Here is a 25,652-nt window from a genome sequence, read left to right on the forward strand (position 1 = left end):
CGAAGGAAACGCCTTTGCCCCCCGAACGCTCCCACCCACACGAAATGGAGGTCGCCGAGGTCGTCCCCGAATTCGCCGACGCGTTCTCGTTCGACGAGTTCAACCGGATGCAACGCGAGGCCCTGCCGGCGATCGTCGACGGCGACGAGAACGTCGTCGCCAGCGCGCCGACGGCGAGCGGCAAGACCGCGCTCGCGGAACTGGCGATCTGCAAGGCGCTCGCCGAGGGGGGCACCGCGCTGTTTATCGCCCCGATGCGCGCGCTCACGAACGAGAAGGAAAGCGAGTGGGAGCGCTTCGAGGAACTGGGCTACTCGGTGTACGTCGTCACCGGCGAGCGCGACCTGAACCCGCGGCGCGCCCGCCACGCCGACATCCTCGTGATGACGCCCGAGAAGGCCGATTCCGCGACCCGGAAACACGACACCCGGCGCTACTCCTTCGTCACGGACGTCGACTGCTGTGTCATCGACGAGGTGCACCTGCTCGACTCGGACCGCCGCGGGAGCGTCCTGGAGGTGACGGTGTCGCGGCTCCGCCGGCTCTGTGACCCGCGGATCGTCGCGCTGTCGGCGACGATGCCCAACGCCGGGGACGTGGCGGCGTGGCTCGACGCGCCCCCCGAATCGACGTTCGAGTTCGGCGAGGAGTACCGCCCGGTCGAACTGAACGCCGACGTGAAGACGTACTCCCACGGCGAGAACTCCTTCGCCGACAAGTACCGGCGGCTCTACCGCGCGCTGGACCTGGCCGAACCCCACGTCCGCGACGGCGGGCAGGCCCTGGTGTTCGTCTCCTCGCGGCAGGACACCGTCCAGGCCGCCAAGAAGACCCGCGACGAGATAGCCGAGCGCGACGTGCCGGTCGGCGCGCGGGGCGACTACGACTTCCACACCGAGACGAAGCGACTGGAAAACGAGACGCTCCGCAAGTCCGTGTTGGACGGCGTCGCCTTCCACCACGCCGGCCTCTCGAAAAACGACAAGGACCTCGTCGAGGAGTGGTTCAAGGAGGACCGGATCCAGTTCCTCTTCTCGACCTCGACGCTGGCGTGGGGCGTGAACCTGCCCGCGCGCTGTGTCGTCATCCGGGACACGAAGCTCCACGACCCGCTGGAGGGCGAGGTCGACATGAGCCCGCTGGACGTGCTCCAGATGCTCGGCCGCGCCGGGCGGCCGGGGTACGACGACGTGGGGTACGGCTGGGTGGTCTGTGACCGGTCGGAGGCGGACAAGTACCGCCGCCTGCTGCGGGAGGGCAAGGAGATCGAGTCCCGCCTCGCGGAGGACTTGGACGCCCACCTCAACGCCGAGATAGCGATGGGCACCATCGAGGACCTGGACGACGTGATGACGTGGCTCGAAACGACGTTCTACTACGTCCGCGCCCAGAGCGAGCCCGTCGCGTACGACTTCGAGAACCTCCGGGACCGCGTGCGCGACGAACTGGAGCGGCTGGTCGACCGCGGCTTCGTCGAGACCGACGAGGCGCTCGGCGTCTCCGCGACGGGGCTTGGCGTGCTCGCCTCGAAGTTCTACCTCCGGCTGGCGACCGCCGAGCGGTTCCACCGCGTCGCGACCGGCGACGAGGTGACGACCGACGCCGTCCTCCGGGCGGTCGCCGGCGCGACGGAGTTCGACAGCGTCAGCGCGCGGCAGTCCGAGCGCGACGCGGTGTCGGCCGTCCTCACGGGCCAGGACGCGGGCGACCTCGAACCCGGCCCGCGGAAGGTGCTCGCGATCCTCCGGTCGTCGATGACCGGCTCGACGCCCTCGGAACTGCGCAGCGACGCGTGGGTGATCCGGCAGAACGCGGTCCGCCTGCTGTCGGCGCTGCGGTCGTTCCTCGAACGGTTCGCCGACCCCCACGCCGCCGCCCTCGCCCGGCGGGTCGAGGCCCGCGTCGAGAACGGCGTGGGCGAGCGTGCCGTCGGCCTGACGGCCATCGACGGCGTCGGCTCGGGCCGCGCGAGCAAGCTCGCGTCGGAGGGGGTCGAGACGCCCGCCGACGTCGTCGACGCGGGCGTCGACGGCCTCGCGGCCGCCGGCCTCTCCGAGGGCGTCGCCGAGCGCGTGCTGAAGGCCGCCCGGGACCTGCCCCGCGTCGTCGTCGAGTGGGGGTCGTTCCCGGAGACGGTCGCCCGCGGCGAGAACGAACTGTGCGAGGTGACCGTCCGCAACGTCGGCGGTGCGGCCCAGGCCGGCGTCCGCGTCACCGTCAACGGCGTCGAGATGACGGCGACCGAGGGGTATCTGGACGGCGAGCGCACCGTCCCCGTCGGCGTGTTCGGCGGCGACGCCGACGAGATGGAGTTCACCGTCAGCGTGGCGTTCCCGGAGTTGCCGCTGGTGCCCGTCGAGGAACACCGGACGGTGCGGGTGGCGTAGCTACGCCGTCCGCGAAAGCAGGTCGTCCCGCAGTTCGTCGGGGCCGTCCGCGACCGCGTCCGCCGCCGAGAGGTCCATCTCGGCGTTGGTCTCGGTGCGGTAGCCCACGGCCGTCATCCCGGCGCGCTTCGCGGAGCGCACGCCGTTTTTCGAGTCCTCGACGGCGATGCAGTCGGCGGGGTCGACGCCGACCCGCTCGGCGGCGTGTTCGTACACGTCCGGGGCGGGCTTGCTGTCGCCGTCGACGTGGTCAGCGCTGACGACCTCGTCGAACAGGTCGCCCAGGTCGAAGCGGTCGACGACCAGTTCGATCCACTCCGGCGGCGACGAGGAGACGACCGCGACCCGCAGGCCGCGCTCGCGGAGCGTCCCGACGAGGTCGCGGAAGCCGGGCATCAGGCTCACCTTCTCGGTGTAGAGTTCCTCGGCGGCGGACTCGTAGCGGTCGAGCCACTCCTCGCGGGACATCGCCACGTCGTAGTTGTCCGTCAGGTAGTCGTGGATCTCCCGGTAGTTGATCCCGGTGATCTCCTGCTCCGAGACGTCGCCGTCGGGGACCGCGGCGGGCAGTATCTCCTCGGTTTCGAGTTCGACCCAGTAGTCCTCGGAGTCGACGATCACGCCGTCCATGTCGAAACAGACGGCGCGCATCAGCGACCACCCCGGGACTCGCTCGCGTCGGTCGTCTCGCCTCCGGCGTGGGGCGTCGTCCGGTCGGGTCCGGCGGCGTCCGGTTCGTCGTCGCACAGCCAGCTATCGGTCGATCCGTACACGTCGGGGGCAAGGACGGCGAGCGACTAAAGCCGACGGGTAAGGGTGAACCAACGGGCGATTTATGTCCGTTCAGTTTACAGACGTATGACAGGTGGTCCGCGGCGGCGACGCCGCGGGCTTCGAAGGCCCCATGACCGACGACAGCCAGGAGGCGGCGTCGAACGGTGACGCCGGCGATACCGACCGGACCGCACCCGACAGGAGACGGGTGACGATCGCCGTCCGGTCGGGACTGTTGGGGACCCGGCGGCGACAGGCTGGGGCCGGGGTCCGGTACAGCGGGCTCGACGGCGGCTTCCGGGTCGCCGAGGGGGGCGACCGATGAAGCTCCGGACCCGGTCCGCGCTCCTCCTGCTCGCCATCGTCGTCGTGCTGGGGGCGGTCAACGTCGGCGCGCTGCTGTTCTACCAGGACCAACTCGTTCAGCAGGAGCGGGAGAACGTCGAGGGGACCGCCGGCGACGCCGCCGGCTCCATCGACGAACAGATAGAGAGCCGTAAGGACGAGGTCCAGTTGCTCGCGGCGAAACATCCGAACCCGAACCGCCTCGCCGACTCGGACCAGTTCCTCGAACGCACGTTCGACACCAGCCGGTACTGGGCGGCCCACGTCGTCGCCGCCAACGGCACGGTCGTCTCGGTGTTTGGCCCCTACACCGAGGAGAACCGGTCGGCGCTGCTCGGCTCGAACGTCTCGGACGAGCGGTACGTCCGGATCGCCCAGCGGACGGGCGCGCCGGCGGCCTCCCAGCCCCGGTCCGTCCCGACGCGGAACGCGCCCTCGGTATCGTTCGCGGCCCCGGTCCGCAACGACGAACTGGAGGTCGTCGGCGTCGTGGTGGCGCGGCTGGTCGTCAACGACCGGACGCTGTTCGGGATGTTGCCGGCGCTGCAGAACCAGGGCCAGCAGGCGGTCGAGGTCACAGATAGCGAGGGCAGGACCCTCGTCTCGCCGCTGTACGAGTTCGACCGGACGGTCGGCGCGTCCGCGACCGTCGAGGACCTCGGCTGGACGGTGACGGTGACGCGAAACCAGGGGCCGCTCAACCGGACGCTCCGCGAACTCGCGCTCATCCAGGGGCTCGGCCTGCTCGTCATCGTGGGCTCCGTCGTCGGCTTCGGGGCCTGGCAGTACCGCGCGAACCTCCGGCAGACCGAGCGGCTGCTGGACGGGTTCGACCGCATCCGCGACGGCGAGTACGGCTACCGGCTGGACATGGCGTCGGCCGAGGAATGGGAACAGATCAGCGACGGGTTCAACCACCTGGCGCAGGGGCTGGCCGTCCGGGAGTCCGAACTCCGCGAGCGCGAACAGCGCCTCGGCGTGCTCAACCGCGTGTTGCGCCACAACCTCCGCAACGAGATGACGGTCATCCTCAACTACGCGGAACTGCTCCGCGAACTGTCGGACCGCGACCGGATGGAGCAGGCGGCGGCGGCGATCGTCGAGGCGGGCCACGACCTCACCGACCTGAGCGAGAAGGCCAGGCAGATCGAGGCGGCGCTCGACGACGAGTCCCTCGGCCTCGAATCGCAGGACGTGGTCCGGATCGTCGAGGGCGTCCTCGACGACCTCCGCGAGGAGTACCCCGACGCCGAGGTGACGCTGTCGGCCCCGGCCCGGCAGCAGGTCGCCGCCATCGGGTCGCTGTGGATCGCCGTCCGCAACGTCTGTGAGAACGCGCTCGAACACAACGACGCCGACGAGCCCCGGGTCGACGTGACGGTCGGGACCGAGGAACGCGACGGCGGGACCCGCGTCACCGTCGCCGTCGCCGACAACGGCCCCGGGATCCCGGACCAGGAGAAGGCCGTCCTCGTCGAGGGCGAGGAGACGTCGCTCCAGCACGGCAGCGGCCTGGGGCTGTGGCTCGTCTACTGGGTCGTCGACAAGTCCCACGGGAACCTCGCCTTCGACGGGAACGACCCCCGCGGGTCGGTCGTCACGATCGACCTCCCGGCGAGCAAGCCCGAGGAGTACTCCCCCTCCGCGCCGGACGTCACGACCGACGACGGCACCGCGGGGACGACCGGCGACTGACTGCGGTCGACCGTCGCCCCCGCGTGCGGTCGCGGCGCGGTCCCGTCTCAGCCCCGCCCGCGCCGCCGGAGTGCGGCGAACGCCAACGCGACGAGCGCGACCAGTGCGGGCAACGCCCCGAACCCGTCGAGCGCCGTCGACGACCCGCCGTCGCTCCCGCCGCCGTCGCTCCCGCCGCCGTCGCCGCTTCCGCCGCCGTCAGCGCCGGTGTCGTTTCCGCCGTCGGCGTTCGGGTCGGTGACGTTGACCCGGCCGGCGGTGACGTTGTTGACCTCGACGGAGTAGGTGCCGGCCTGATCGATCTCCTGTTCGAACACCAGTACCCGCCTGCTGTCGGCGGCGACGGTCACCGTCTTGCGGTCGACGACCGTGTCGTCCAGCAGCAGGTTCGCGGTGAACGCGCCGTCGGCCCGACCGGTGTTGTCGATGGTCACCTCCACGCCGGCCGCCTCGCCGACCCGCACCTCGGAGATGGACACCGCGGCGTCGACCAGTTCGAACTGCGGCTGGTTGACGGCGGCGACGAAGTCGGACAGGCCGGGCGAGACGCCGCGGTAGCGGTAGTGGGTGGCGGTCTCGCCGACCAGCGTGGTCTCCAGCCGGGTCCACTCGCCGTCGACCTTCCGGTGTAACACCACGTCCTCGGGGCTGACGTTCCGTGCCTCGACGGACGCCTTGCTGACCCGGAAGGTGAACGACACCCGCGAGATGTTCTCGTCCGCGACGGTGTGGCTGACGTTGACGTAGCCGACCGCCGCCGTGTTGTTCGTCTCGTTCGGGGTGAACTCCCCGGTCGTGTCGAGGCGCTCGTCGTCGCTGGTGACGTTCAGGGAGTAGTTCCCGCCGCGCTCGACGCTCAGGTTGACCTCGTCGACGCTCGCCCTGTCGTCGCGCGACTCGGGCGTCGAGACGTTCACGGCGACGCTGCTGTCGGCGCTCGCGTTGTTCACGTCGATCGAGACCTGCGAGGTGTCGTTCTCCTCGGTCGCGTCTATCTCGACGCGCGTGTTCGTGTTCGACAGCCAGACGCTGGTGACGGGCCGCCGCGGGTCGTTGGTCCGCAGCTTCAGGATGGCGGATTTCGTCCCCGCGGTGGTCGGCTCGAACCCGAGCGTGACGGTCCGCTGCTCGCCCGGTTCGAGCGTGACCGGCGTCGTCGGGCCGGCGAGTTCGAACGAGCCGGGGTCGGCCCCGACGACGTCCGCGTTGGCGACCCGGAGCGTCCCGTCGCCCCGGTTGGACAGCGTGACGGTCGTCGTCACGGCGTCGCCGAGCGTGACGTTCCCGAAGTCGACGGAACTCCGGCTGACGGCCAGCCGGGGCCGCGTGGCCGTCCCGGACAGCGGCACGTCCAGCCGCGTGCCGGCGTCGGTTTCGATTCCGAGTTGTGCCGCCTTCGCGCCCGTGGAAGCGGGCGCGAACTCGACTTCCACCGTCCGGCTCTCGCCGGCGGCGAGCGTCCCCGCCCCGCCGCCGGCGACGACGGCGAAGGCGTCCGCGTCGCTCCCGGAGACGTCGACCTCCGTCAGGTTCGCCGGGGCGTTGCCGGTGTTCGAGACGGTGACCGACAGCGTCGTCGCGTTCCGGATCCGGGTGTCCTCGAACGACAGCGACCCGGGCTCGATGCCGAGGTCGCTCTCGACGGCGGTCGCGGCGGCCGACACCGTCACCGTACCGCGGTCCGTGTCGTTGGTGTCGAACTCGACCGCGCCCTCGTACGCGCCCGGCGCATCGGCGCTGAACGTGAGCGTCGTGCGGGCGCTCTCACCGGGGGCCAGCGCGTCCGGCGTGTCGTCGGCGAGGGCGAACGTCCCGTTGTCGCCCGACGCCGCGGCAGCCAGCGACAGCGGGCCGGTGCCGACGTTCCGGACGACGACGGTCGACTGCACCTCGGCCCCGGTGGCGACGCTGCCGAACTCGACGCCCGTCGGCTCGACGGCCACCGCGGGGACGCCCTCCGCGCTCCCGGACAGTCCGACCGTGCTGGACCCGCCATCGGCGGTGTTGACGACCAGTTCCCCGTCGAAGGTCCCGGGTTCGCTCGGGTCGAACCTGACCCGGAGGGTGCTGGTCTCGCCGGGGTCGAGCGTTCTGCTCCCGGCGCTGGTCACGAACGCGGCGTCGCCCCGGGTCCCGACGCTGGTGACGGTGCCGGTCGCGTTGCCGCCGTTGGTGACGGTCACCGACGCCGTCGTGGCGTTGCCGACGGTCGTCGTGCCGAAGTCGACGTCCGACTGGTCGACCCCGACCGAGGACGCACCGGTCTCTCCGGTGTCGTTGCCGCCGTCGGTCGCGTTGCCGTCGTCGGTGACGTTCTCCTCGGTGGTCGTGTCGTCGGTCCCGTCGTCGTCGTCCACGACGACACCGCCACCGCCGCCACCGCCGCCGCCGGCTTCCACCCCTTCACCGGAGAGGGGCACGGTCAGCGGCGGGCCGAATGCGGGCTCCGGGTTCGCGAAGACGAGTTCCCCCTCGGCCGTCCCGGTCGAGGACGGGGCGAACTCCACGGTCACCTCGCGGCTCTCGCCGGGTTCCAGCGAGAACGGCCCGCCGCCGCTCGTGACGGCGTACGCCGACGAGCCCTCGACGACGGTGTCGTTGACCGCGAGCGGCGCGACGCCGTCGTTGGTGACGGTCACCGTCTCCGTCGCGGTGCTGTCCGTGTCGGTGTCGGGGAACGACACCGACCCCGGCGACACCGCCGTGCGGGCGAGCGTGAGCGTGTAGTTGGCCGGGCCGGAGAGCGTCGCGTTCCTGACTGCGGGCGCGGGCGTGTAGGCCGTGCTGTTGAGCGGCGGCTCCGCCGCGAGCGTGACGTTGCCGGCGAGTTCGACCCCGTCACCGGGTTCGGCGTCGGCCAGCGTCACGTCGTTCGGGAGTTCGAAGTCGTCGGTGAGGGAAAACGGCTGTAGCGTGCCGTTCGCGTCGGTCTGGAACGGGATGCCGTCGCCGATGCCCGACTCGGGCGTGTGGGCGACCGCGACGAGCGCGCTCTCGACGGGCGCGCCGACGCCGTCCTCGACGGTCACGTCGACGACGTGGCCCTGCGGCAGCGTCTGGACGCCCAGGTCGGCGGTCCCGTCGCCGACGGTGAACGGGCCCGTGATGTAGAAGTCGGGGACGCCGTCGGGCGTTCCCATGGTGCCGTTCTGGAGCAGGCTGACGGCGTAGGTCCCCGGCTCAACGTCGGCGACGGCGTAGCCGCCGCTGTCGTTCAGTGCCGCCGTGTAGGTCGGCACCTCGGGGCCGCCGAGGATGACGGTCCCGTTCGCGACCGGCGATCCGTCGGCCGCCTGCAGCGACCCGGTGACGTTCGCCGTCGCTGCGGTCCCGGAGAGGGGGACGGTCAGGGGCGGGCCGTTCGACGGTTCGGGGTTCCCGAAGACGAGCGCCCCGTCGTACGTCCGGGGTTCCGCCGGGTCGAACCTGACGGTCACGTCGTGGCTCTCGCCGGGGGCCAGGGTGAACGCCCCGCCGTTCTCGACGGCGAACGCCGGCGAGTCCACGGACGCCCCGGCGACGCTCATCGGGTCGTCGCCGTTGTTGGTGACCGTCACCGTCTCGGTAGCCGTGTCGTTCGTTCCCGTGTAGGGGAAGGAGACGGACCGCTGCGAGACGGCCGTCCGGTTGACCGTGAACTCGTAGCTCTCGGCCCCATCGACCGTGTCGTTGATCAGGTTGCGCTCCGGTGCGTACGCGGTGCTGTTGCGCGGCCGAGTCGCTCCGACGCTGACGTTGCCGGCGAGTTCGATGCCGGGCGAGGAAGCGTTCGGCGCGCGCAACACGCCGCTTTCGTTCGCCGGGAGCGGGATGGCGTCGCCGACGCCCTCCGCGGGCGTGTGGGCCACCACGACGGTCGCGCCGGGGACCGGTTCGTTGCGCCCGTCCGTGACGCTCACGTCGACCACGGACGCCGACGGTACCGGCGCCGACCCGAGGGCGCGGTCGTCGGTCGCGTTGACCCGGTCGATGATGTACACGTCGGGGACGCCGTCCTTCACGACGCCGATGGTCTCGGTCTGGATCAGGCCGATGTCGTACGTGCCGGGTTCGACGTTGGTGAGGGCGAACCCGCCGCTGTCGTTCAGCCGGACGTCGTACGTCGGCAGGTTCTCGCCGCCGGCGACGACCGTCCCGTTCGTCACCGGATCGCCGTTTGCGTCCACGATCGACCCCGTGACGTTCGATCCGGTGGTGGTCCCGGCGAGGGACACGGTCAGGGGCGGGCCGTTCGACGGTTCGGGGTTCTCGAAGGCGAGTTCGCCGTCGTACGTCCCGGTCGACGACGGGGCGAACTCGACGGTCACCTCGTGGCTCGTACCCGGTTCCAGGACGAACGACCCGCCGCCGCTCGTGACGGTGTACGCCGGCGAGTCGACGGACGCGCCGGCGACTTCCATCGGGCCGTCGCCGTTGTTGGTCACCGTCACCGTCTCCGTCGCGGTGCCACCGGCGGCCGTGCTGGGGAAGGAGACCGACCGCGGCGAGACGGCCGTCCGGTTGACCGTGAACTCGTAGTCACGGGGGCCCTCAACCGTGTCGTTGATCAGGTTGCGCTCCGGCGCGTAGGCGGTGCTGTTTCGCGGCCGGGTCGCACCCAGGGAGACGTTCCCCGCGAGTTCGATCCCGGGCGTGGTGGCGTTGGGCGCGCGCAACACGCCGCTTTCGTTCGCCGGGATCGGGAGGCCGTCGCCGACGCCCTCCGCGATCCTGTGGCCGACCAGAACGGTGGCCCGGGGAATCGGATCGCCGCCCCCGTCGGCGACGCTCACGTTGACGACGTGTGCGGCCGGGAGCGACTGCTCGCCGACGTCGGTGACCTCGCCGGTGGCGTCGACCCGGGCGAAGAAGTACACGTCGGGGACGCCGTCCTTCACGACGCCGATTGTCTCGGTCTGGATCAGGCCGACGCTGTACGTGCCCGGTTCGGCGTCCGGGATGGTGAACCCGCCGCTGTCGTTCAGCCGGGCGGTATACGTCGGCAGGTTCTCGCCGCCGGCGACGACCGTTCCGTTCGTCACCGGATCGCCGTTTGCGTCCACGATCGACCCCGTGACGTTCGTCGGCCGTTCGAGCGTGAGCGTCACGTCTTGGGGACCGTCCACCGTCAGGGAGGTTCCGTTCCCGTCGTAACTCGTGTTCGGCGGCGGCGTCACGCTCACCTGGACCTCGCCGGCGACTTCGACGCCGGGGCGGCCGTTCGGCGGGTGGACCATCCGACCCATCGCGTCGGTCGGCGGCCCCGTCTCGGACCGGTAGCCGTAGAAGGATATCCCCGGGGCGACGTTCACGTCGCGCAGTCCCACCCGGGCGTCCTCGAGCGGGGACCCGGTTCCGTCCTCGACGGTCACGTTCAGGACGCTGCCCGAGGGCACGGTGAAGCTCCGCGCGGTGTCGTTGGCCGTGGTGACCGTGTCGAGCACGGCGAAGTCGGCCACGCCGTCCCGCGGGAACGCGGTCGTCGAGTCCCGCTGGACCGGCCCCTGCCAGTAGGCCACGCGGTACGTCGTGTTCGGGTGCACCGAGGCGGAGAACGACCCCGCGTCGTCCGTCGTGACCGACACCGTGTCCCCGGTGGAGCGGTTGAGCAGGAGCACCGAATCGTTCACCGCCGCCGACTCGTTCGGGTACGTCACCGACCCGTTGACGGTCACCCTGTTGCTCTCGGACAGCGTGAGGGTGACGCTCCGGTCGGCGTCGACGGTCAGTTCCCTGAACGCCGTCTCGTAGGTGTCGTTTTCAGGACCTCCCACCACGAAGACGCTCCCGTTGACCTCGACGCCGGCGGTCGCGGCGTCGTCGGGCGTCCAGACGCCGTTCGCGTCGGTAGTGCCGGAGATCGGTACAGACGCACCGTCCCGGAGATGGACCACGTCAACGCTGACGTTCTCGACCGGGTCGCCGGCCTCGTCTTCGACGGTGACGTCCAGCTGGTTGCCCCTCGGGACGGTGACGTTCTGGACGTCACCGTCGGCGTACGACCTGTTCGCGACCGCGTAGATGTCGGCGACGCCGTCCCGCGGGAACAGACCGCCCGACCCGTTGAGCTGGTAGTACTGCACCTCGTACGTCGTCCCCGCGGTGACCGACACCGAGTAGTCCCCGGTGTCGTCGGTCTGCGCGTCGGGGTTGTCGCTCCGGTTCGCGAAGAACGACAGTCCGTCGCCCGACAGCGCCGTTCCGTCGGGACCGACGACGGTCCCGCTGACGTTCGCGGTCGCCGCCGCGTCGACGCTCCCGGTGGTTGCCGCGCTGTTCGCCTCGGCCGCCGTGGTCGCCCCGGCGGCCGCCGCCGGGGGCGCAAACGCCGCCCCGACCATCAGCAGCACCAGCGCCACTGCGGTCACTGTGCTGTGTGTGATCGCGCCCCGGCCGCCTCCGTTCGAAGCCATCGTTCGAGGTGTTCCCTTGCTCATAGTGCTCCCGCGATGTGCTATCGCCGCTCCTGTCGATGCAGTGCTATTTGTAAACATTTTACAAAAAACGTTTGGCCGATTGACGATCGTTTCCGCCGTCAGTGGGGCGACTTCGGCGCGGAACCGCTCCCCTCCCGAGCTCCGGAGGGCGGAGATTTAAATAAGACAGCCTGAATATGTCACACGATGACAGGCAGGCTGTCGGCCCCCGGCGAACCGTCGCGCCGCCGCGTTGTCGTCAGGTGTGACGGCGGCGAGCCGGGCGGGACGCTGTTCGACGCCTTGCCCGACCCGGCCGTCCGGTACGCGGTGTGCGACGGGACGCCGACCGTGGCCGCGGCTAACCGGGCCTACCGGGAGCGGTTCGGCGGTGAGCCGGCGGGGGAGCCGCTCGCGGACCGGCTCGGGACGGACCTCGCGGCGTCGTCCGACGGGGCGGCCGCGGGGGACGAGGACCCGGTCGGAGCCGCGACGGCGGCCGCCGCCGACGGCGACCCCCACCGCACGGTCGTTCAGGTGCGGCGCGACGGGACGCCCCGCGACTACCTGTTGCGGACCGTCCCGACCGACGGGGCCAGCGGCTACGTCGTCCTGACCGACGTGACCGAGCAACGCGACCGCATACGGGCGCTGAGCGCCGAGCGCGACCGCCTCGGCGAGTTCGCGTCGATCGTGAGCCACGACCTGCGCAACCCGCTGGAGGTGGCGAACGTCCGGCTCGAGGCCGCCGAACGGACCGGCGAGTCGGTCCACTTCCGCAAGGTCGAGACGGCCCACGAACGGATGGAGCGCATCATCGAGGACGTGTTGACGCTGGCACGTCAGGGCCGGGTCATCGACGAGGTCGAAGCGGTCGACCTCGGCGCGGTCGCCCGGGAGGCGTGGGACTCGGTCGCCGCCGACGGGGCGACCCTCTCGGTGCGGACCGACGCCGTCGTCGAGGCCGACCCGAAGCGCCTCCGGGAACTGCTCGGCAACCTGTTCCGCAACGCCGTCGTCCACGTCGGCGACGACGTGACGGTCGCGGTCGGCGACGCCGACGGCGGGTTCTACGTGGTCGACGACGGGCCGGGGATCGACGGGGAAGCGAGCAAGTCCGTGTTCGAACCGGGCGTCTCCTCCCGCCGGGAGGGGACCGGGCTCGGGCTCTCGATCGTCGAGCGGATCGCCGAGGCCCACGGGTGGACGGTGAAACTCGCCGACGGCGACGACCAACTCGGGGGTGCGCGATTCGAGTTCGGCGGCGTTACTGAGCCGACGGCGTAGGCTCGGCCCGGGTTGGGGCGGCGAAGGTCAGACGCGGTCGATGTCCTTGAACGCGACGTTCAGGTCGTCGAACTCGTCCAGCGAGTCGTCCATCCGTTCCCGGAGTTCGTCGGCCCGGGCCTCGAGCTTCTGGTACTCCTCGTTGCGCTCCAGTTCGGCCGGCGACTTGTCCTCCTCGAGGATGCTCTGTTTCGCGGTGATCGAGAAGTACTCGGAGACGGCGTCCTGATACTTCGCGGCCTCCAGTTGCTGGTCGATGGCGTCGTAGAGCGCGTCCCGCTCGACGGGCTTGCAGAGGTAGTCGTCGAACGGCATCTCCATCACGTCGAAGTCGGGCGTCACGGCGGTCACCATGATCACCCGGACCCCGAGGTCGGCCGACCGGACCTCCTCGAGCACCTCGTCGCCGGACACCTCGGGCATGCGCCGGTCGAGCAACAGCACGTCGACCGATTCGTCGACGGTTTCGAGCGCCTCCGAGCCGCCGTAGGCCGTTTCCACCTCGTACTCCAGTTCAAGCCGCATCCCGTAGGCGTCGGCGACTTCCGGCTCGTCGTCGACGACCAGGACCGTCGGCTCGGACTCGCTTCCGGACATATGTTCCAATAAAGGTCAACGAATACTTATTAAGTTTTGTACACTCGTGGAGCGTCGAACGAGCGGTCGACGCGGGCGTTCGCGACGGTCGCCCCGCGCCCGGCCGCGTACGTCGCGCCGTCCGAGCGTTTAAATCGGAGCACGCGACCAACCGGGGCCATGTCCGCGACGGACTCCCCCGACGCCCCGATCCGCGTACTGGCCGGCGACTGCACCGTCGTCTACGACGGCGACGGCCGCGAGGAGCACCGCGGCCGCGTCACCGTGGTCGTCAAGCCCGACAACACCGTGCTGGTCCACGACGCCGACGGCTACCAGCCCGTCGCGTGGCTCACCCGCGCCGACGCCGTCGCCTGCTCGCGGGACGGCGACTTCGCGGTCGACGCCCGGGCCGGCGACCGGCGGCTCCGCGTCGTCGCCCACGCCGAGGACGGGTTCGCCCGCTACCCGGCCAGCGAGGCCGGCACGCCCGTCGGCGACTGCCCGGACTGCGGGCAGCGACTGGTCCGCACCGGCGGTGCCGTCACCTGCCTGGGCTGTGGCGACCGCTACGGCCTGCCGACCGGCGCGACCGTCACCGACGAGCGCTGCGACTGCGGGCTCCCCCGGCTTCGGGTCGAGCGCGGCCAGCCGTTCGACGTCTGCCTCGACCGGGACTGCGACCCGCTGGACGAGGCGGTGAAAAACGCCTTCGACCGCGCGTGGGACTGCCCGGACTGCGGCGACGACCTGCGGATCCTCCGGCGGGGCGGCCTGCTCGCGGGCTGCGACGGCTACCCCGACTGCGACGCCAGTTTCTCCCTCCCGGCCGGCACCGTCGTCGGCGACTGCGACTGCGGCCTGCCGCTGTTCGAGACCGGCGGCGGCCGGCGCTGTCTGGACGGGACCTGCGAGGCGTGACGGCCGTCGACGCGGTGGCTCGCCCGAGACGCCCCGTCCCCGACCGCAGTCCATATCCCCCCGGGCGGCCGATCCACCCGCATGGACGGACACATGCGGGACGGCGTCGTTCGCGTCGGCGGCGACGCCAGACAGCGGTTCCACGACTCGCGGGGGTACGGCCGCCCGCTCGGCGGCAACGAGGTCGCGCTCGCCCGCGTCGAGGCCGCCCACCTCCTCTTCCGGGGCGACCTCGACGCCGTGGACGGCGCGTCGTTCCGCGAGTTCCTCGCGGCGGCGGACGACCCCGGCTTCGCCGTGCGCTTCCTCGTGTACGCCGACCTCCGCGAGCGGGGGTTCTACCTCTCTCCGGCCCGGGAGGACTGGGTGCCGGACCCGGGCGAGGCCGACTTTCACGTCTACGCCCGCGGATCGGGGCCCGGCGACGGCGACGTGGCGTACCGCGTCCGGGCGGTCGGGGAGCGCGAGCCGGTCCCCGCGGCCGACCTGGGCGACTGCGTGCTCGCGGTCGTCGACGAGGAGAGCGAGGTGTCGTACTTCGACACGGGCCGCCCCGACGTGGACGGGGAAAGCGGCACGGACCTGCCCGAGGGCGTCCCCGCCGCCCTGCTGTCGGACCGCGTCGTCTGCTGGACGCCGCCCGCCGCCCTCCACGAGCGCGGCTTCTACGGGCAGCCGCTCTCGGGGCGCGAGGACGACCGCGACGCCGTCCAGCTGTCGCTCGTCGAGGCGGCGTACCTCGCGGACCGCGGCGCGCTGGCGGTCGAGCGCGCGGCCGTCGTCGAGCGCGGCCGGGCCGTGGAGGGCGACCGGTTCGACCGCCGACTGCGGGCGTACGCCGCCCTGCGCGACCGCGGCGTCGTCCCCAAGACCGGCTTCAAGTTCGGCGCGGACTTCCGGACGTACGCCGCCGTCGAGAGCGTCGACGACCTCGGGCACTCCGAGCGGCTGGTGCGGGTGCTGTCGCCCGGCCACGAGTTCGCGCCGCGGGACCTCGCGCTGGACGTGCGGCTGGCCGGCGGCGTCCGCAAGACGATGACGTTCGCGCTGGTGGGCGACGAGGGAGCGAGCGACGCGGAGACGGCGGCCGCCGGCGACGTCCGCTGGCTCTCGGTCGAGCGGCTGACGCCGTGACGCCCTCGGGCCGCGCCCGCTTCAGCCGCTGCGATCCGGCGCGCCGGCCTTCGCCGCCACCGCCGTGTACGCCGTCCCCGCGCCGTAGGTCCGCGCCACGTCGACGCCGTCGAACGCGGCCCGGAGCGCGCCGGGCACGTCGTTGTCCGGGTTCCAGTTCGCGACCCATCGCAGGCACCGCGATAGCAGGGGGTTGACGACCCGGAGCGGCCCCGACGGGACGGGCCGGAGGCCGAAGACGACGAACCGGCTGCCCGGTCGGAGCAGGGCGTGGACGTGTTCGGCCGTCGCCCGCGCGTCGGGCATCACGCCCATCGACAGCGACGCTATCGCGCCGTCGAACGACTCGCTGTCCAGCCCGACGCTCGCGGCGTCCGCGCGGACCACTGCGACGTTCTCCCAGCCCCGGTCGGCGACCCGCTTGCGAGCGCTCTCGACCATCCCGGGGCTGTAGTCAACGCCGACGACGCGCCCCTCGGGCCCCACCAGTTCACGCAACCGATCGAAGTTCACGCCCGGGCCGCACCCCACGTCGAGGACGGCGTCGCCCCGTTCGAGGCCGAGGCGGTCCATGGCGTCCTCGCGCATCGGTTCGAAGTCGCTCTCGCTCAGACGGTAATGGTCGCTCCAGCGGTCCCACACCCGGCGGTTCCGTTCGAGGTGTCGGCGCTCTGAGTCGTCCCCAGCGCCGGTCGGTCGACGCGCGGTCCCGCCGTCCGCTCGCCGCGACGGTTCACTCATACGCGAACGTCGGTCGGCCCGGGCGAGAGGTCTACTCCCGATATGTTTCGCGGATTTAAGTTATCGCGGCGAGTAGTCGGGCTCGTGAAGTCGCTGGAACTGGTCGTCGAACACGCGGCGGAGACGATCCACCCGATGCACGCGTTCGTCTGCGAGTCCCCGGCCGTCGAGCGCGAGGTGTTGCTGGAGGGCAAGACGGTCGACGGCGAGCGGACGCTGCTGTTCTACGTGGAGGGCGACCACGAGGCGTACGAGGCGACGCTCGCGGCGCAGGACGCGGTCGCCGAATACGATGTCCGGCCGGACAGCGACGGCGAGTTCTTCGTGTACGTCAGCTCGTCGAACAGCGACCGGGAAGCGACGCTGATCGAGGCGTTCGCCGGGGACGCCGTCGTGGTCGTCCCGCCGGTCGAGTTCAGGGCCGACCGGACGATGCGCCTGACCGTCGTCGGCCGCGGGCCGGACCTGCGGGACCTGCTCGACTCGCTCCCCGAGGCGCTCGACGTCGACGTCCGCTCGGTCGGCCCGTTCACGCGGGGGCTCAGCCCGTCGCTCACCGAGCGGCAGCGGGAGGCGCTGGTCGCCGCGCGAGGGGTCGGCTACTACGAGGTCCCGCGTGAGGGCGGCGTCGAGGCCGTCGCGACCGAACTCGACTGCGCCGTCTCGACGGCGTCGACGCTCCTCCGGCGCGCGGAGTCCCGGCTGGTCGCCGACGCGCTCGGCGACCGCCCGTAACGCTCCGAAGCGAACGGTTTTTGCGCACGCCGCCGCCTTGTGACGACAATGACCGACGACGCTCCCGACGCGGACGTTCGCCCGGACGGCGGGACCGAGGCCGCAGGCGCCGACGACGTCGCGCTCGACCCGTGGGGCTCCTCGACGGTGTCGGACTACCGGAAGCTGTTCGAGGAGTTCGGCATCGAGGAGTTCGACGAGGTGCTCCCCGAGGTGCCCGACCCCCACTACCTGATGCGCCGGGGGGTCATCTTCGGCCACCGCGACTACCGGCCGGTCGCCGACGCGATGCGGGACGACGAGCCCTTCGCCGCGCTCTCGGGGTTCATGCCGACGGGCGACCCCCACATCGGCCACAAGCTGGTGTTCGACGAGATCATCTGGCACCAGGAACAGGGCGGCGACGCCCACGCCCTGATCGCCGACCTGGAGGCCCACAGCGCCCGCGGGCTGACCTGGGACGAGATAGACGAGCACGCGCGGGACTACATCCTCTCCCTGCTCGCGCTCGGCTTCGACCCCGACGAGGGCGAACTGTACCGCCAGTCCGACAACCGCGAGCTACAGGACCTCGCCTTCGAACTGGGCGCCGAGGCGAACTTCTCGGAGCTACAGGCCATCTACGACTTCGACGGCGAGACGGACGTCTCGCACATGCAGTCGGTCGTCACGCAGATGGCCGACATCCTCTACCCGCAACTGGACGAGCCCAAGCCAACCGTCATCCCCGTGGGCCCGGACCAGGACCCGCACATGCGGCTGGCCCGTGACCTCGCGGCGCGGATGCGGTTCTTCAAGGTAACCGAGGCGTTCGCCAGCTTCGAGGCCGACGACGCCGAGCGCGTCCTGCTCCGGCGGGCGTACGACGCCCGCGGGGAGTACGCCGAGGACACGGACCGCCCGCGCTGCGGCGAGGCGGCCGACTGGCTCCGCGCCGAAGCCGATCCCTCCGACGCCCGCGACTCCGTCGCCGAAAAGCTCGATTCGGCCGGCAAGGAACCGCTCCGGCCCCGGACCCGGTTCCTCGACCGGCAGGCGACCGGCGAGGCGTTCGACGCGCTGGTCGAGGCCGTCCCCGGCGAAAAGCGCGTCTACGACGAACACGTCGACGCCTTCGAACTGGACCACGCGGAGGCGGACGAACTCGCCCGCGAAGTCGAACTCGACCACGGCGGCTACGGCTTCCTGCCGCCGTCGTCGATCTACCACCGCTTCATGACCGGGCTCACCGGCGGGAAGATGTCGTCGTCGGTCCCGGCCTCGCACATCTCGCTGCTCGACGACCCCGAGGACGGCTACGACAAGGTCAAATCCGCCACCACCGGCGGCCGGACCACTGCCGAGGAACAGCGCGAGAAAGGCGGGAAGGCCGACGAGTGTCCCGTCTACGAGCTGTACGCCTACCTGCTCTCGGGCGACGACGACGAGTTCGCCAAGGAGGTGTACGACGAGTGCGTCGGCGGCGAGCGGCTCTGCGGGGGGTGCAAGGAGCAGGCCGCGGAGCTGATGGAGGAGTTCCTCGAAGAGCACCAGGAGAAACGCGAGGAGTGGGCGGAGAAGCTGGACGGGATCGACATCGACCTCGACTCGGACCGGAAGCGCGCCTGAGCTACCGGTCGGACGCGGGCCGTTCGACGTACACCGTCGGCCACTCCGGGCGCTCCTCTATCACCTCGTCGGCGTCGACCGCCTCCCAGTAGTCCCGCGGCTCCGCGCCGAGCACCGCGGCGACTTCCTCGCGCGTGAGCAGGTTCTCCCCGTCGCGGACGAGGTGGAACGCCTCCCGCTTTCGCTCGTCGAACTCCTCGCGGACGACCCGCTGCAGTTCCTCGGTCGGGTAGTTGACGACGAGGTGCCCGCCCGGGCGCACGCGGTCGTACAGCGCCCGGAGCGCGGCCTCCGGGCCGGCGACGAAGTACAGCGTGGCGACGCAGTACACCACGTCGAACCGCCGGTCGGTCGTCAGGTCCGGCAGTTCGTCGACGGCGAACGAGAGGTTGTCGAGGCCCCGCTCGGCCGCGAGGCGGCGGTTGTCGCGGACGACCGTCTCCGAGAGGTCGTAGCCGTACACGTCGAGGTCGGGGAACCGCTCGGCCAGCGCGAACGGGACGACGGCCGGACCGCAGCCGAACGACGCGAGGTCGGCCGGGCGGCCGCCCGCGGCGTCGCCGTCCGCGACGCGCTCGACGAACCGCGCCAGCAGGTCCGCCATCTCCTCGCCGGCGAGGTACGCACAGCGGTCGTAGTCGGCCTCGCGGTAGAACCGCTCCCAGTCCATCGCCCGGGGATCCGCGCCCCGGGGAGGTAAAGCGCGGGGGTCCTGACCGGTGCACGCAACGTTTTTACCGCCCGTGTCACGATCTAACGCCATGGCATCCGAACCCCACGCGAGGCGTCCCGCCAGCCAGCCGCAGGACGGACCGGGGTTCGGCTTCTTCTTCGCGGCCTGACCGGGCCGCGGACTCCGCGACTGTGGCCGGACGGCCGCGGCGGACGAAACGACCCGTCCCGAACCGGAATCGGTATCCGACGAACGCGAGGTAACTCTACCAAATGAAGCTACCAGGATCACAGGTCGCGGTGTTGGACGCCGCGAGCGCGAACGAGGCACGGACGATAGGACGGATCGCCGAGGACGCCGGCCTCGCCGTCGAGACGGCGACGGGGGCCGCCTTCGAACTCGCGGAGGCAGGGCTGGTGGCCGTCGACGAGCGGACCGACGAGCGCGTGGCGCTCACCGACGAGGGCGAGACGTACGTCGCCGAGGGCCTGCCAGAGGTCCGCCTGTACGAGGCGGCCCGCGACGCCGGCGCGGCCGATGACCCCGTCGAACTCGGGCGAGTCATCGGCGAGTCCGGACTGGAGGGCGGCGAGGTCGACATCGCGCTGGCGAACTACGCCCGGAAGGGCTACGGGACCGTCGAGGGCGGCGAGATCGCGGCCGACCCGGACGCCGACCCGGACGCGGACCCCGAGGCCGCCGCGCTGGCCGCGCTGGCCGACGGCGAGACCGACGCGGCCGCGCTCCCGGGCGAGGGCGACGACGTCGACCAGCTTGAGCGCCGGGAGCTAGTCGAACGCAGCGAATCGACCGCCCGCTCGGTGACGATCACCGACGAGGGCGTCACCGCGCTGATGGAGGGCGTCGAGGCGGCCGACGCGGAGGCGGTCGGCCAGATCACGCCCGAACTGATCACCAGCGGGGAGTGGCAGGACGCCGAGTTCGCGGAGTACAACGTTGAGGCCGACGCCGCCGAGATAGCCGGCGGGAAAGAGCACATCCTCCGGCAGACCGCGAACCGCGTGAAGGACACCCTCGTCGGGATGGGCTTCGCGGAGATGGAGGGGCCACACGCCGACGCGGAGTTCTGGATCAACGACTGCCTGTTCATGCCCCAGGACCACCCCGCCCGGACCCACTGGGACCAGTTCGCGCTGGAGAACCCCGCCGAGATAGACGACCTGCCCGACGACCTCGTCGAGCGCGTCCGCGACGCGCACCTGCACGGCGTCGGCGAGGACGGCGAGGGGTACCACTCCCCGTGGACCGAGGAGGTCGCGAAGGGGATCGACCTGCGGGGCCACACCACGTCGCTGTCGATGCGCTACCTCTCGGGCCACGCGCAGGGCGACCTCGAACCGCCCGAGCGCTTCTTCAGCGTCGAGAAGGTGTACCGCAATGACACGCTCGACCCGACGCACCTGCTGGAGTTCTTCCAGATCGAGGGGTGGGTGATGGCCGAGGACCTCTCGGTGCGCGACCTGATGGGGACGTTCACGGAGTTCTACGAGCAGTTCGGCATCACCGACCTGGAGTTCAAGCCACACTACAACCCCTACACGGAGCCGAGCTTCGAACTGTTCGGCACCCACCCCACGACGGGCGAACTGGTCGAGGTGGGCAACAGCGGGATGTTCCGCGAGGAGGTGCTCCGGCCGCTCGGCGTCGACTGCGACGTGATGGCCTGGGGGCTCTCGCTGGAGCGCCTGCTCATGCTGATGTACGGCTTCGAGGACATCCGCGACGTCCACGGGACGCTCGCCGACCTCGAACTGCTGCGGGACACGGAGGTGATCCACTGATGCCAGTCGTCGACGTCGACCCCGAGGAACTGCGCGAACTGACCGGTCACGACGAGAAGTCGGACGAGGAGCTGAAAGAGGACCTGTTCGGCCTCGGGCTGGAGTTCGAGGGCCGGACCGAGGACGACGAGTTCCAACTGGAGTTCGCGCCGGACCGCCTCGACCGCCTGTCGGTCGAGGGCGTCGCCCGCTCGCTGCGCTACCAGTACGGCGACGACCGCGGCGTGTACGTCCCCAACACCAACGACGCCGACTGGACGATCCAAGTGGACGAAAGCGTCCCGGACGAGCGCCCCTATGTCACCGGTGCCGTGGTCCGCGGCGTCGACCTCGACGACGCGGCGCTGGAGTCGCTCATCCAGCTACAGGAGAAGCTCCACGCGACGATGGGCCGCAAGCGCGCGAAGGGCGCCATCGGCATCCACGACCTCGCAATGCTGAAGGGGGGTTCACCCGGGAGCGAGGGCGGCAAGTCGATCCGCTACACTGGGGTCGAGCCGGACGGCGACCGCTTCGTCCCGCTCGACAGCAACAGCGAGATGACGCCCGCGGACGTGCTCACGGACCACCCGACCGGCGAGACGTACGCCGACCTCGTCCGCGAGTACGACCGCTATCCGGCGATCTACGACGACATCGGCCTGTTCTCGTTCCCGCCGGTGATCAACGGCAAGCGGACGGAGGTGACGACCGACTCCCGGGAGCTGTTCGTCGAGATGACCGGGACGGACCAGTGGACCATCGACCGGATGCTCTCCATCGTCTGCTACGCGCTCGACGCGCGCGGGGCGACGATAGAGGAGGTTGCCGTCGAGTACTCCGACCGCGATCTGGTCCGGCCCGACCTCTCGACCCGGGAGAAGTCCGTCGCCCACGAACGGATCGAGAGCCTCATCGGCGTCGACTTCGACCCCAAGGAGGTCGTCGACCTGTTCGAACGCTCCGGGCTCGACGCCGACACCGACGACGAGGACGACCGCCTCGTCTACGAGGTCGAGGTCCCCTCCTACCGCGTCGACGTGCTCCACCCGCTCGACCTGGTCGACGACGTGGGGCGGGCGTACGGCTTCAACGACCTCGAACCGAAGTACCCCGAGGTGAGCACGGTCGGCGGCCGCCACGACCGCTCGCGGCTGGAGGACGCCGCGCGGAACCAGCTGGTCGGGCTCGGCTTCGAGGACCTGCTGAACTTCCACATGATAAGCGAGGCCGAGAACTTCGACCGGATGGACCTCGCGCCCGGCGACGACGCCGTCGGCGCGGCCGAGCCGGCGACGATCCGCGAGCCCTACAGCGAGGACTACACGATGCTTCGCACGTGGGCGCTCCCCTCGCTGCTGATGGTCCTGGAGAACAACACCCACCGCTCGTACCCCCAGGACCTGGCGGAGATCGGGCTCGCGGCACACGTCGACGACGCCGAGAACACCGGCGTCGCCGAGCGCCGCACGGTCGCGGGCGTCCTCGCCCGGCACGACGCCTCCTACGAGGACGCGAAGGCCCGGCTGCAGGCGATCGCACGGAACTTCGACGTCGAACTGGAGACGCCGCCGACCGACCACCCGACGTTCGTCGGCGGGCGGGTCGCGGACGTGGTGATCGACGGCGAGACGGCGGGCGTCGTCGGCGAGGTCCACCCCGCCGTGCTCGTCGAACACGACCTCGAACTGCCCGTGGCCGCCTTCGAGTTCCGGCTGGACGCGCTGGAGTAGCGCGGTCGCGGGGTTTTCGCGGCTACAGGTCCGCGCCGACGGCGTCCGAGACGTCGTCGAAACCGTCGCGGTCGAGCAGGTCGAGCAGCCCCTCGTTGATCCGGCGGGCAAGCGTCGGCCCCTCGTAGACGAGGCCGGTGTACAGCTGGACGAGCGACGCGCCGGCGCGGATCTTCCGGTAGGCCCCCTCGGCGCTGGAGACGCCGCCGACGCCGACGACCGGGACGTCGACGCGCTCGGCGACGAACCGGACCATCCCGGTCGCCTCCTTCTCGATGGGCTTGCCCGAGAGCCCGCCCTCCTCGACGCGGTTGGGGCTTCGCAGGCTCGCCGGGCGGTCGGTCGTCGTGTTGGTGGCGACCACGCCGTCGAGGCCGAGTTCGTCGACTATCTCCAGGGCGTCCTCGACGGCCGGCTCCGGGAGGTCCGGCGAGAGCTTCACCAGCAGGGGCGACGCGCCGGCGTCGACGAGTTCCCCGAGGATCGCCGCCATGGCGTCGCGGTTCTGTAGCTCCCGGAACCCCTCCGAGTTCGGGCAGGAGACGTTGACGACGAAGAAGTCGGCCCCCTCCGCGACCCGCTCGTACGTCCGGCGGTAGTCGGCCGGGGCGTCCTCGCTCGCTACCCGTTCGCTCTTGGCGACGTTGACGCCGATGGGCACGTCGACGGACGCGGCGGCGAGTCGCTCGCCGACGGCCGCGGCCCCCTCGTTGTTCAGCCCCATCCGGTTGACGAGCGCCCCGTCCTCCCGGAGGCGGAACAGCCGGGGTCGGGGGTTGCCGGCCTGCGGCTCGGCGGTGACGCCGCCCACTTCGACGTGGCCGAAGCCGAGGCTGGCGAGCGCGCTCGGCACCTCGGCGTTCTTGTCGAAGCCGGCCGCGACGCCGACCGGGTTCGGGAACCGGCAGCCGAACGCCTCGACGGCGAGACGGTCGTCGTCCGGGCTGCCGTACCGGGACGCCAGGAGGGACTCCGCCGGCGTTCCCTGTGCCAGTTTGAGGCCGCCGTGGACGGCCCCATGGGCGGTCTCGGCGGGTAGCCGGAACAGCAGCGGCCTGGCGGCGTCGTAGAGGTCCATCTGCCGTGATCAGGGCGGACGAACGGTATAAACCCCGCGAAGCGGTCGCTCCGCGTCCGAAAACCCGCGACGATACGGCCGTTCAGAACTCGTGTTCGACTTCGTCCTTGTCGGCTTTCTGAATGATGATCTTGTCCTCGCGGACGCGGACGAACACCTCGTCCCCGATCTCCATGCCAGCCACGGCCAGTTCGTCCTCGTGGATGTTGATGTGGACGTTGTGGTACTCGCCGTTTTCGTCTTTCGCACCACTCGGGCTGAGCTTCTTTTTCCGTACCATCGCGGTATCCTATCCCGACAGTCGCCACACGACATACTTAAGTGTTTTCTACGGTCGCGAACCGGAAACCGCCGCCCGGTTCCCCTCGCCCGATTCCGCGCGCGACATCACAGGGCCCTGATACGGGGGGTGTTTCCGCCGCTTTCCCCCCCGTTTTCGCCCGGATTCAGATCTTCGTTTATAAGTGATCCCCGCCGATCCCCCTCCTGTCGGGGATATATTTATATTGGGGAATGGGCTGGATTGACACGGAGGCAAAACCATGGTACGTGAAGACGGTAAGCGCAATTTCGCGCTGCGAGACAGCGGTGACGAACCGAGCGTGTTTTCGGGGAACACACCCCGGCAGGCCGCGCTGAAGGCGGCCCGCCGACTGGATCCGGCGTCCAGCGAGGACTCGGCCGACGAGACGGAGCTGCGGCTCCGCGAGAAGGGGACCGACAAGGTCCACATCTACGACGGCTGGGCCTGGGAGGAGGAGGCCCCCGACGACAAACCCGACTGGATGCCCCAGGAGATCACGGAGGCGAACGTCTCGAAGAAGGGCATCGAACACCTCGACGAGTGACGTCGGTCGTCACCGAAACCTACCACGTCTTTTGACGCGCGTCGCACGCGTACGCGAGTCGCAACCCCTATGCCCGTCGGCACCGCCAGCGTCGTGTGCGCGGTGACACCCGGTCCGACCCGACGTGCGAGCGCGGGATGACAGGCCGGCCTCCTGCCGTGCGATATTCCGTTCCGGGCAGCCCCGGCTCCGTTGCTCGCCGGTGGAACTCAGTCGCATGGTAGCGGTCCCCGCTGCCGGATCGCTTCGACGGCCTTTTCAGTACCCCGGCCATCGGAATGGAATGCGAAGGCGGCGGCGGTCACCGACCGCTCGTCGCATCCACGCCACATCGGTGGCCCCCTCCGGCCGTTCGCCGGCACGGAGGCAGGCACGTCGACCACTCGACGCCCGGCGTCGTTCGTCGCCGCTTCGACGAACCGACGCCCTTAAGTGTGATAGGGTCGTTCGATGTGGTGTACACGTCCGGAACACCCCGGCGTCGTCGTTCGGTTCGGTGCGCTGTTCGCGCGCCGACCGACTTCCGATGCCCTTAAGTGTGTAAGGGTGCTCGGATGTGATGCGGACAAAGCACAACGCGATCGGCGGGACGTTCAACTCGTCCCGTCACCCGGACTTCGAACGGGTCCGAAGGGCTTATATGCCCTCCGGGCGCTACACCTAAGTCCGGAAGGAGATGAGGATTCCACCCCTGCGGTCCGCCGTACACGATGGGATCTGATGTTAGCCTTGGTAGTTCGGTGCCACCCGGCCGGTCGGCGGCTCGGTGGGCACCGAGCACGGACCACGCAATATGGTGTATACTCTCTGAGTATACCCGCCAAGCCCCCCGGCCCTTGTGGCCGGGAACATTCCGGTTGATCCTGCCGGAGGCCATTGCTATCGGGGTCCGATTTAGCCATGCTAGTCGCACGAGTTCATACTCGTGGCGAATAGCTCCG

19 protein-coding genes and 1 rRNA gene are annotated in these 25,652 nt (G+C 70.6%); 12 read left to right on the forward strand and 8 right to left on the reverse strand.

Annotation, left to right across the window (positions count from 1 at the left end; all coding sequences use genetic code 11):
• Positions 1-44 precede the first annotated feature (44 nt).
• Positions 45-2,387, forward strand: a complete 2,343-nt coding sequence (locus tag EYW40_RS12855; protein ID WP_135821998.1) for a DEAD/DEAH box helicase — start codon at positions 45-47, stop codon at positions 2,385-2,387.
• On the opposite strand, the gene EYW40_RS12860 is transcribed toward EYW40_RS12855, so the two are convergent.
• Positions 2,388-3,038, reverse strand: a complete 651-nt coding sequence (locus tag EYW40_RS12860) for an HAD family hydrolase (protein ID WP_135821999.1) — start codon at positions 3,036-3,038, stop codon at positions 2,388-2,390.
• The gene (locus EYW40_RS20325) at positions 3,038-3,160 is read right to left on the reverse strand and encodes a hypothetical protein (RefSeq protein ID WP_259370031.1); all 123 of its coding nucleotides are present in this window, start codon (positions 3,158-3,160) and stop codon (positions 3,038-3,040) included. The genes EYW40_RS12860 and EYW40_RS20325 overlap by 1 nt, the downstream gene beginning before the upstream one ends.
• Before the next feature lie 131 nt (positions 3,161-3,291).
• On the opposite strand from EYW40_RS20325, the gene EYW40_RS12865 reads away from it, so the two are divergent.
• Together EYW40_RS12865 and EYW40_RS20405 are read left to right on the forward strand one after the other, a co-directional pair.
• Positions 3,292-3,486, forward strand: a complete 195-nt coding sequence (locus EYW40_RS12865) for a hypothetical protein (RefSeq protein WP_135822000.1) — start codon at positions 3,292-3,294, stop codon at positions 3,484-3,486.
• On the forward strand, positions 3,483-5,201 hold the full coding sequence (locus EYW40_RS20405; RefSeq protein WP_135822001.1) for a sensor histidine kinase: 1,719 nt from the start codon (positions 3,483-3,485) through the stop codon (positions 5,199-5,201). The genes EYW40_RS12865 and EYW40_RS20405 overlap by 4 nt, the downstream gene beginning before the upstream one ends.
• Before the next feature lie 47 nt (positions 5,202-5,248).
• Here the strand turns inward: EYW40_RS20405 and EYW40_RS12875 are convergent, their stop codons facing one another.
• Positions 5,249-11,593, reverse strand: a complete 6,345-nt coding sequence (locus EYW40_RS12875; RefSeq protein ID WP_161973208.1) for a choice-of-anchor D domain-containing protein — start codon at positions 11,591-11,593, stop codon at positions 5,249-5,251.
• A gap of 210 nt (positions 11,594-11,803) precedes the next feature.
• Here EYW40_RS12875 and EYW40_RS12880 point away from each other — a divergent pair, with 210 nt between their 5' ends.
• Complete coding sequence (locus EYW40_RS12880; RefSeq protein WP_135822003.1) at positions 11,804-12,883, forward strand: sensor histidine kinase; 1,080 nt, start codon at positions 11,804-11,806, stop codon at positions 12,881-12,883.
• A 27-nt stretch (positions 12,884-12,910) separates the two neighbouring features.
• On the opposite strand, the gene EYW40_RS12885 is transcribed toward EYW40_RS12880, so the two are convergent.
• The gene (locus EYW40_RS12885) at positions 12,911-13,480 is read right to left on the reverse strand and encodes a HalX domain-containing protein (protein ID WP_135822004.1); all 570 of its coding nucleotides are present in this window, start codon (positions 13,478-13,480) and stop codon (positions 12,911-12,913) included.
• Between the two features lie 159 nt (positions 13,481-13,639).
• Between EYW40_RS12885 and EYW40_RS12890 the strand changes: the two genes are divergently transcribed.
• Positions 13,640-14,380: a topoisomerase DNA-binding C4 zinc finger domain-containing protein gene (locus EYW40_RS12890; protein ID WP_135822005.1), complete on the forward strand. Its 741-nt coding sequence runs from the start codon at positions 13,640-13,642 to the stop codon at positions 14,378-14,380.
• 81 nt (positions 14,381-14,461) lie between these two features.
• Positions 14,462-15,514, forward strand: coding sequence for a tRNA-intron lyase (endA, locus tag EYW40_RS12895; RefSeq protein WP_135822006.1), 1,053 nt, complete (start codon positions 14,462-14,464; stop codon positions 15,512-15,514).
• 21 nt (positions 15,515-15,535) lie between these two features.
• Here the strand turns inward: endA and EYW40_RS12900 are convergent, their stop codons facing one another.
• Positions 15,536-16,255 carry a class I SAM-dependent methyltransferase gene (locus EYW40_RS12900; RefSeq protein WP_135822007.1) on the reverse strand — a complete coding sequence of 240 codons (720 nt, stop codon included), beginning with the start codon at positions 16,253-16,255 and terminating at the stop codon, positions 15,536-15,538.
• An 84-nt stretch (positions 16,256-16,339) separates the two neighbouring features.
• Here EYW40_RS12900 and EYW40_RS12905 point away from each other — a divergent pair, with 84 nt between their 5' ends.
• Together EYW40_RS12905 and EYW40_RS12910 are read left to right on the forward strand one after the other, a co-directional pair.
• On the forward strand, positions 16,340-16,990 hold the full coding sequence (locus EYW40_RS12905; protein ID WP_161973209.1) for a helix-turn-helix domain-containing protein: 651 nt from the start codon (positions 16,340-16,342) through the stop codon (positions 16,988-16,990).
• A gap of 48 nt (positions 16,991-17,038) precedes the next feature.
• A complete protein-coding gene (locus EYW40_RS12910) occupies positions 17,039-18,598 on the forward strand; it encodes a tryptophan--tRNA ligase (RefSeq protein ID WP_135822009.1) in 1,560 nt (519 codons plus the stop codon).
• A gap of 1 nt (position 18,599) precedes the next feature.
• Here the strand turns inward: EYW40_RS12910 and EYW40_RS12915 are convergent, their stop codons facing one another.
• Positions 18,600-19,268, reverse strand: coding sequence for a class I SAM-dependent methyltransferase (locus EYW40_RS12915; RefSeq protein WP_135822010.1), 669 nt, complete (start codon positions 19,266-19,268; stop codon positions 18,600-18,602).
• 275 nt (positions 19,269-19,543) lie between these two features.
• Between EYW40_RS12915 and pheS the strand changes: the two genes are divergently transcribed.
• Positions 19,544-21,073 carry a phenylalanine--tRNA ligase subunit alpha gene (gene pheS, locus EYW40_RS12920; protein ID WP_135822011.1) on the forward strand — a complete coding sequence of 510 codons (1,530 nt, stop codon included), beginning with the start codon at positions 19,544-19,546 and terminating at the stop codon, positions 21,071-21,073.
• Positions 21,073-22,785, forward strand: coding sequence for a phenylalanine--tRNA ligase subunit beta (gene pheT / locus EYW40_RS12925; RefSeq protein WP_135822012.1), 1,713 nt, complete (start codon positions 21,073-21,075; stop codon positions 22,783-22,785). The genes pheS and pheT overlap by 1 nt, the downstream gene beginning before the upstream one ends.
• Positions 22,786-22,807: 22 nt before the next feature.
• Here pheT and EYW40_RS12930 read toward each other — a convergent pair whose 3' ends face one another.
• Positions 22,808-23,863: a quinone-dependent dihydroorotate dehydrogenase gene (locus tag EYW40_RS12930; RefSeq protein ID WP_135822013.1), complete on the reverse strand. Its 1,056-nt coding sequence runs from the start codon at positions 23,861-23,863 to the stop codon at positions 22,808-22,810.
• Between the two features lie 82 nt (positions 23,864-23,945).
• The gene (locus EYW40_RS12935; RefSeq protein ID WP_135822014.1) at positions 23,946-24,143 is read right to left on the reverse strand and encodes a hypothetical protein; all 198 of its coding nucleotides are present in this window, start codon (positions 24,141-24,143) and stop codon (positions 23,946-23,948) included.
• A 262-nt stretch (positions 24,144-24,405) separates the two neighbouring features.
• Between EYW40_RS12935 and EYW40_RS12940 the strand changes: the two genes are divergently transcribed.
• Both EYW40_RS12940 and EYW40_RS12945 read left to right on the forward strand, forming a co-directional pair.
• The gene (locus EYW40_RS12940; RefSeq protein WP_135822015.1) at positions 24,406-24,711 is read left to right on the forward strand and encodes a non-histone chromosomal MC1 family protein; all 306 of its coding nucleotides are present in this window, start codon (positions 24,406-24,408) and stop codon (positions 24,709-24,711) included.
• Positions 24,712-25,561: 850 nt separating this feature from the next.
• Positions 25,562-25,652, forward strand: a 16S ribosomal RNA gene (locus tag EYW40_RS12945); the annotation flags it as partial.

The sequence above is a fragment of the Halostella litorea genome, from assembly GCF_004785955.1.
GTDB classification, from domain to species: domain Archaea; phylum Halobacteriota; class Halobacteria; order Halobacteriales; family Natronoarchaeaceae; genus Halostella; species Halostella litorea.

Excerpts from the sequence above, each read along its gene's own strand:
- EYW40_RS12855 (WP_135821998.1), top strand. The coding sequence starts at position 45 with ATGGAGGTCGCCGAGGTCGTCCCCGAATTCGCCGACGCGTTCTCGTTC.
- EYW40_RS12860 (WP_135821999.1), bottom strand. The coding sequence starts at position 3,038 with ATGCGCGCCGTCTGTTTCGACATGGACGGCGTGATCGTCGACTCCGAG.
- EYW40_RS12865 (WP_135822000.1), top strand. The coding sequence starts at position 3,292 with ATGACCGACGACAGCCAGGAGGCGGCGTCGAACGGTGACGCCGGCGAT.
- EYW40_RS20405 (WP_135822001.1), top strand. The coding sequence starts at position 3,483 with ATGAAGCTCCGGACCCGGTCCGCGCTCCTCCTGCTCGCCATCGTCGTC.
- EYW40_RS12875 (WP_161973208.1), bottom strand. The coding sequence starts at position 11,593 with ATGGCTTCGAACGGAGGCGGCCGGGGCGCGATCACACACAGCACAGTG.
- EYW40_RS12880 (WP_135822003.1), top strand. The coding sequence starts at position 11,804 with ATGACAGGCAGGCTGTCGGCCCCCGGCGAACCGTCGCGCCGCCGCGTT.
- EYW40_RS12885 (WP_135822004.1), bottom strand. The coding sequence starts at position 13,480 with ATGTCCGGAAGCGAGTCCGAGCCGACGGTCCTGGTCGTCGACGACGAG.
- EYW40_RS12890 (WP_135822005.1), top strand. The coding sequence starts at position 13,640 with ATGTCCGCGACGGACTCCCCCGACGCCCCGATCCGCGTACTGGCCGGC.
- endA (WP_135822006.1), top strand. The coding sequence starts at position 14,462 with ATGGACGGACACATGCGGGACGGCGTCGTTCGCGTCGGCGGCGACGCC.
- EYW40_RS12900 (WP_135822007.1), bottom strand. The coding sequence starts at position 16,255 with ATGAGTGAACCGTCGCGGCGAGCGGACGGCGGGACCGCGCGTCGACCG.
- EYW40_RS12910 (WP_135822009.1), top strand. The coding sequence starts at position 17,039 with ATGACCGACGACGCTCCCGACGCGGACGTTCGCCCGGACGGCGGGACC.
- EYW40_RS12915 (WP_135822010.1), bottom strand. The coding sequence starts at position 19,268 with ATGGACTGGGAGCGGTTCTACCGCGAGGCCGACTACGACCGCTGTGCG.
- pheS (WP_135822011.1), top strand. The coding sequence starts at position 19,544 with ATGAAGCTACCAGGATCACAGGTCGCGGTGTTGGACGCCGCGAGCGCG.
- pheT (WP_135822012.1), top strand. The coding sequence starts at position 21,073 with ATGCCAGTCGTCGACGTCGACCCCGAGGAACTGCGCGAACTGACCGGT.
- EYW40_RS12930 (WP_135822013.1), bottom strand. The coding sequence starts at position 23,863 with ATGGACCTCTACGACGCCGCCAGGCCGCTGCTGTTCCGGCTACCCGCC.
- EYW40_RS12935 (WP_135822014.1), bottom strand. The coding sequence starts at position 24,143 with ATGGTACGGAAAAAGAAGCTCAGCCCGAGTGGTGCGAAAGACGAAAAC.
- EYW40_RS12940 (WP_135822015.1), top strand. The coding sequence starts at position 24,406 with ATGGTACGTGAAGACGGTAAGCGCAATTTCGCGCTGCGAGACAGCGGT.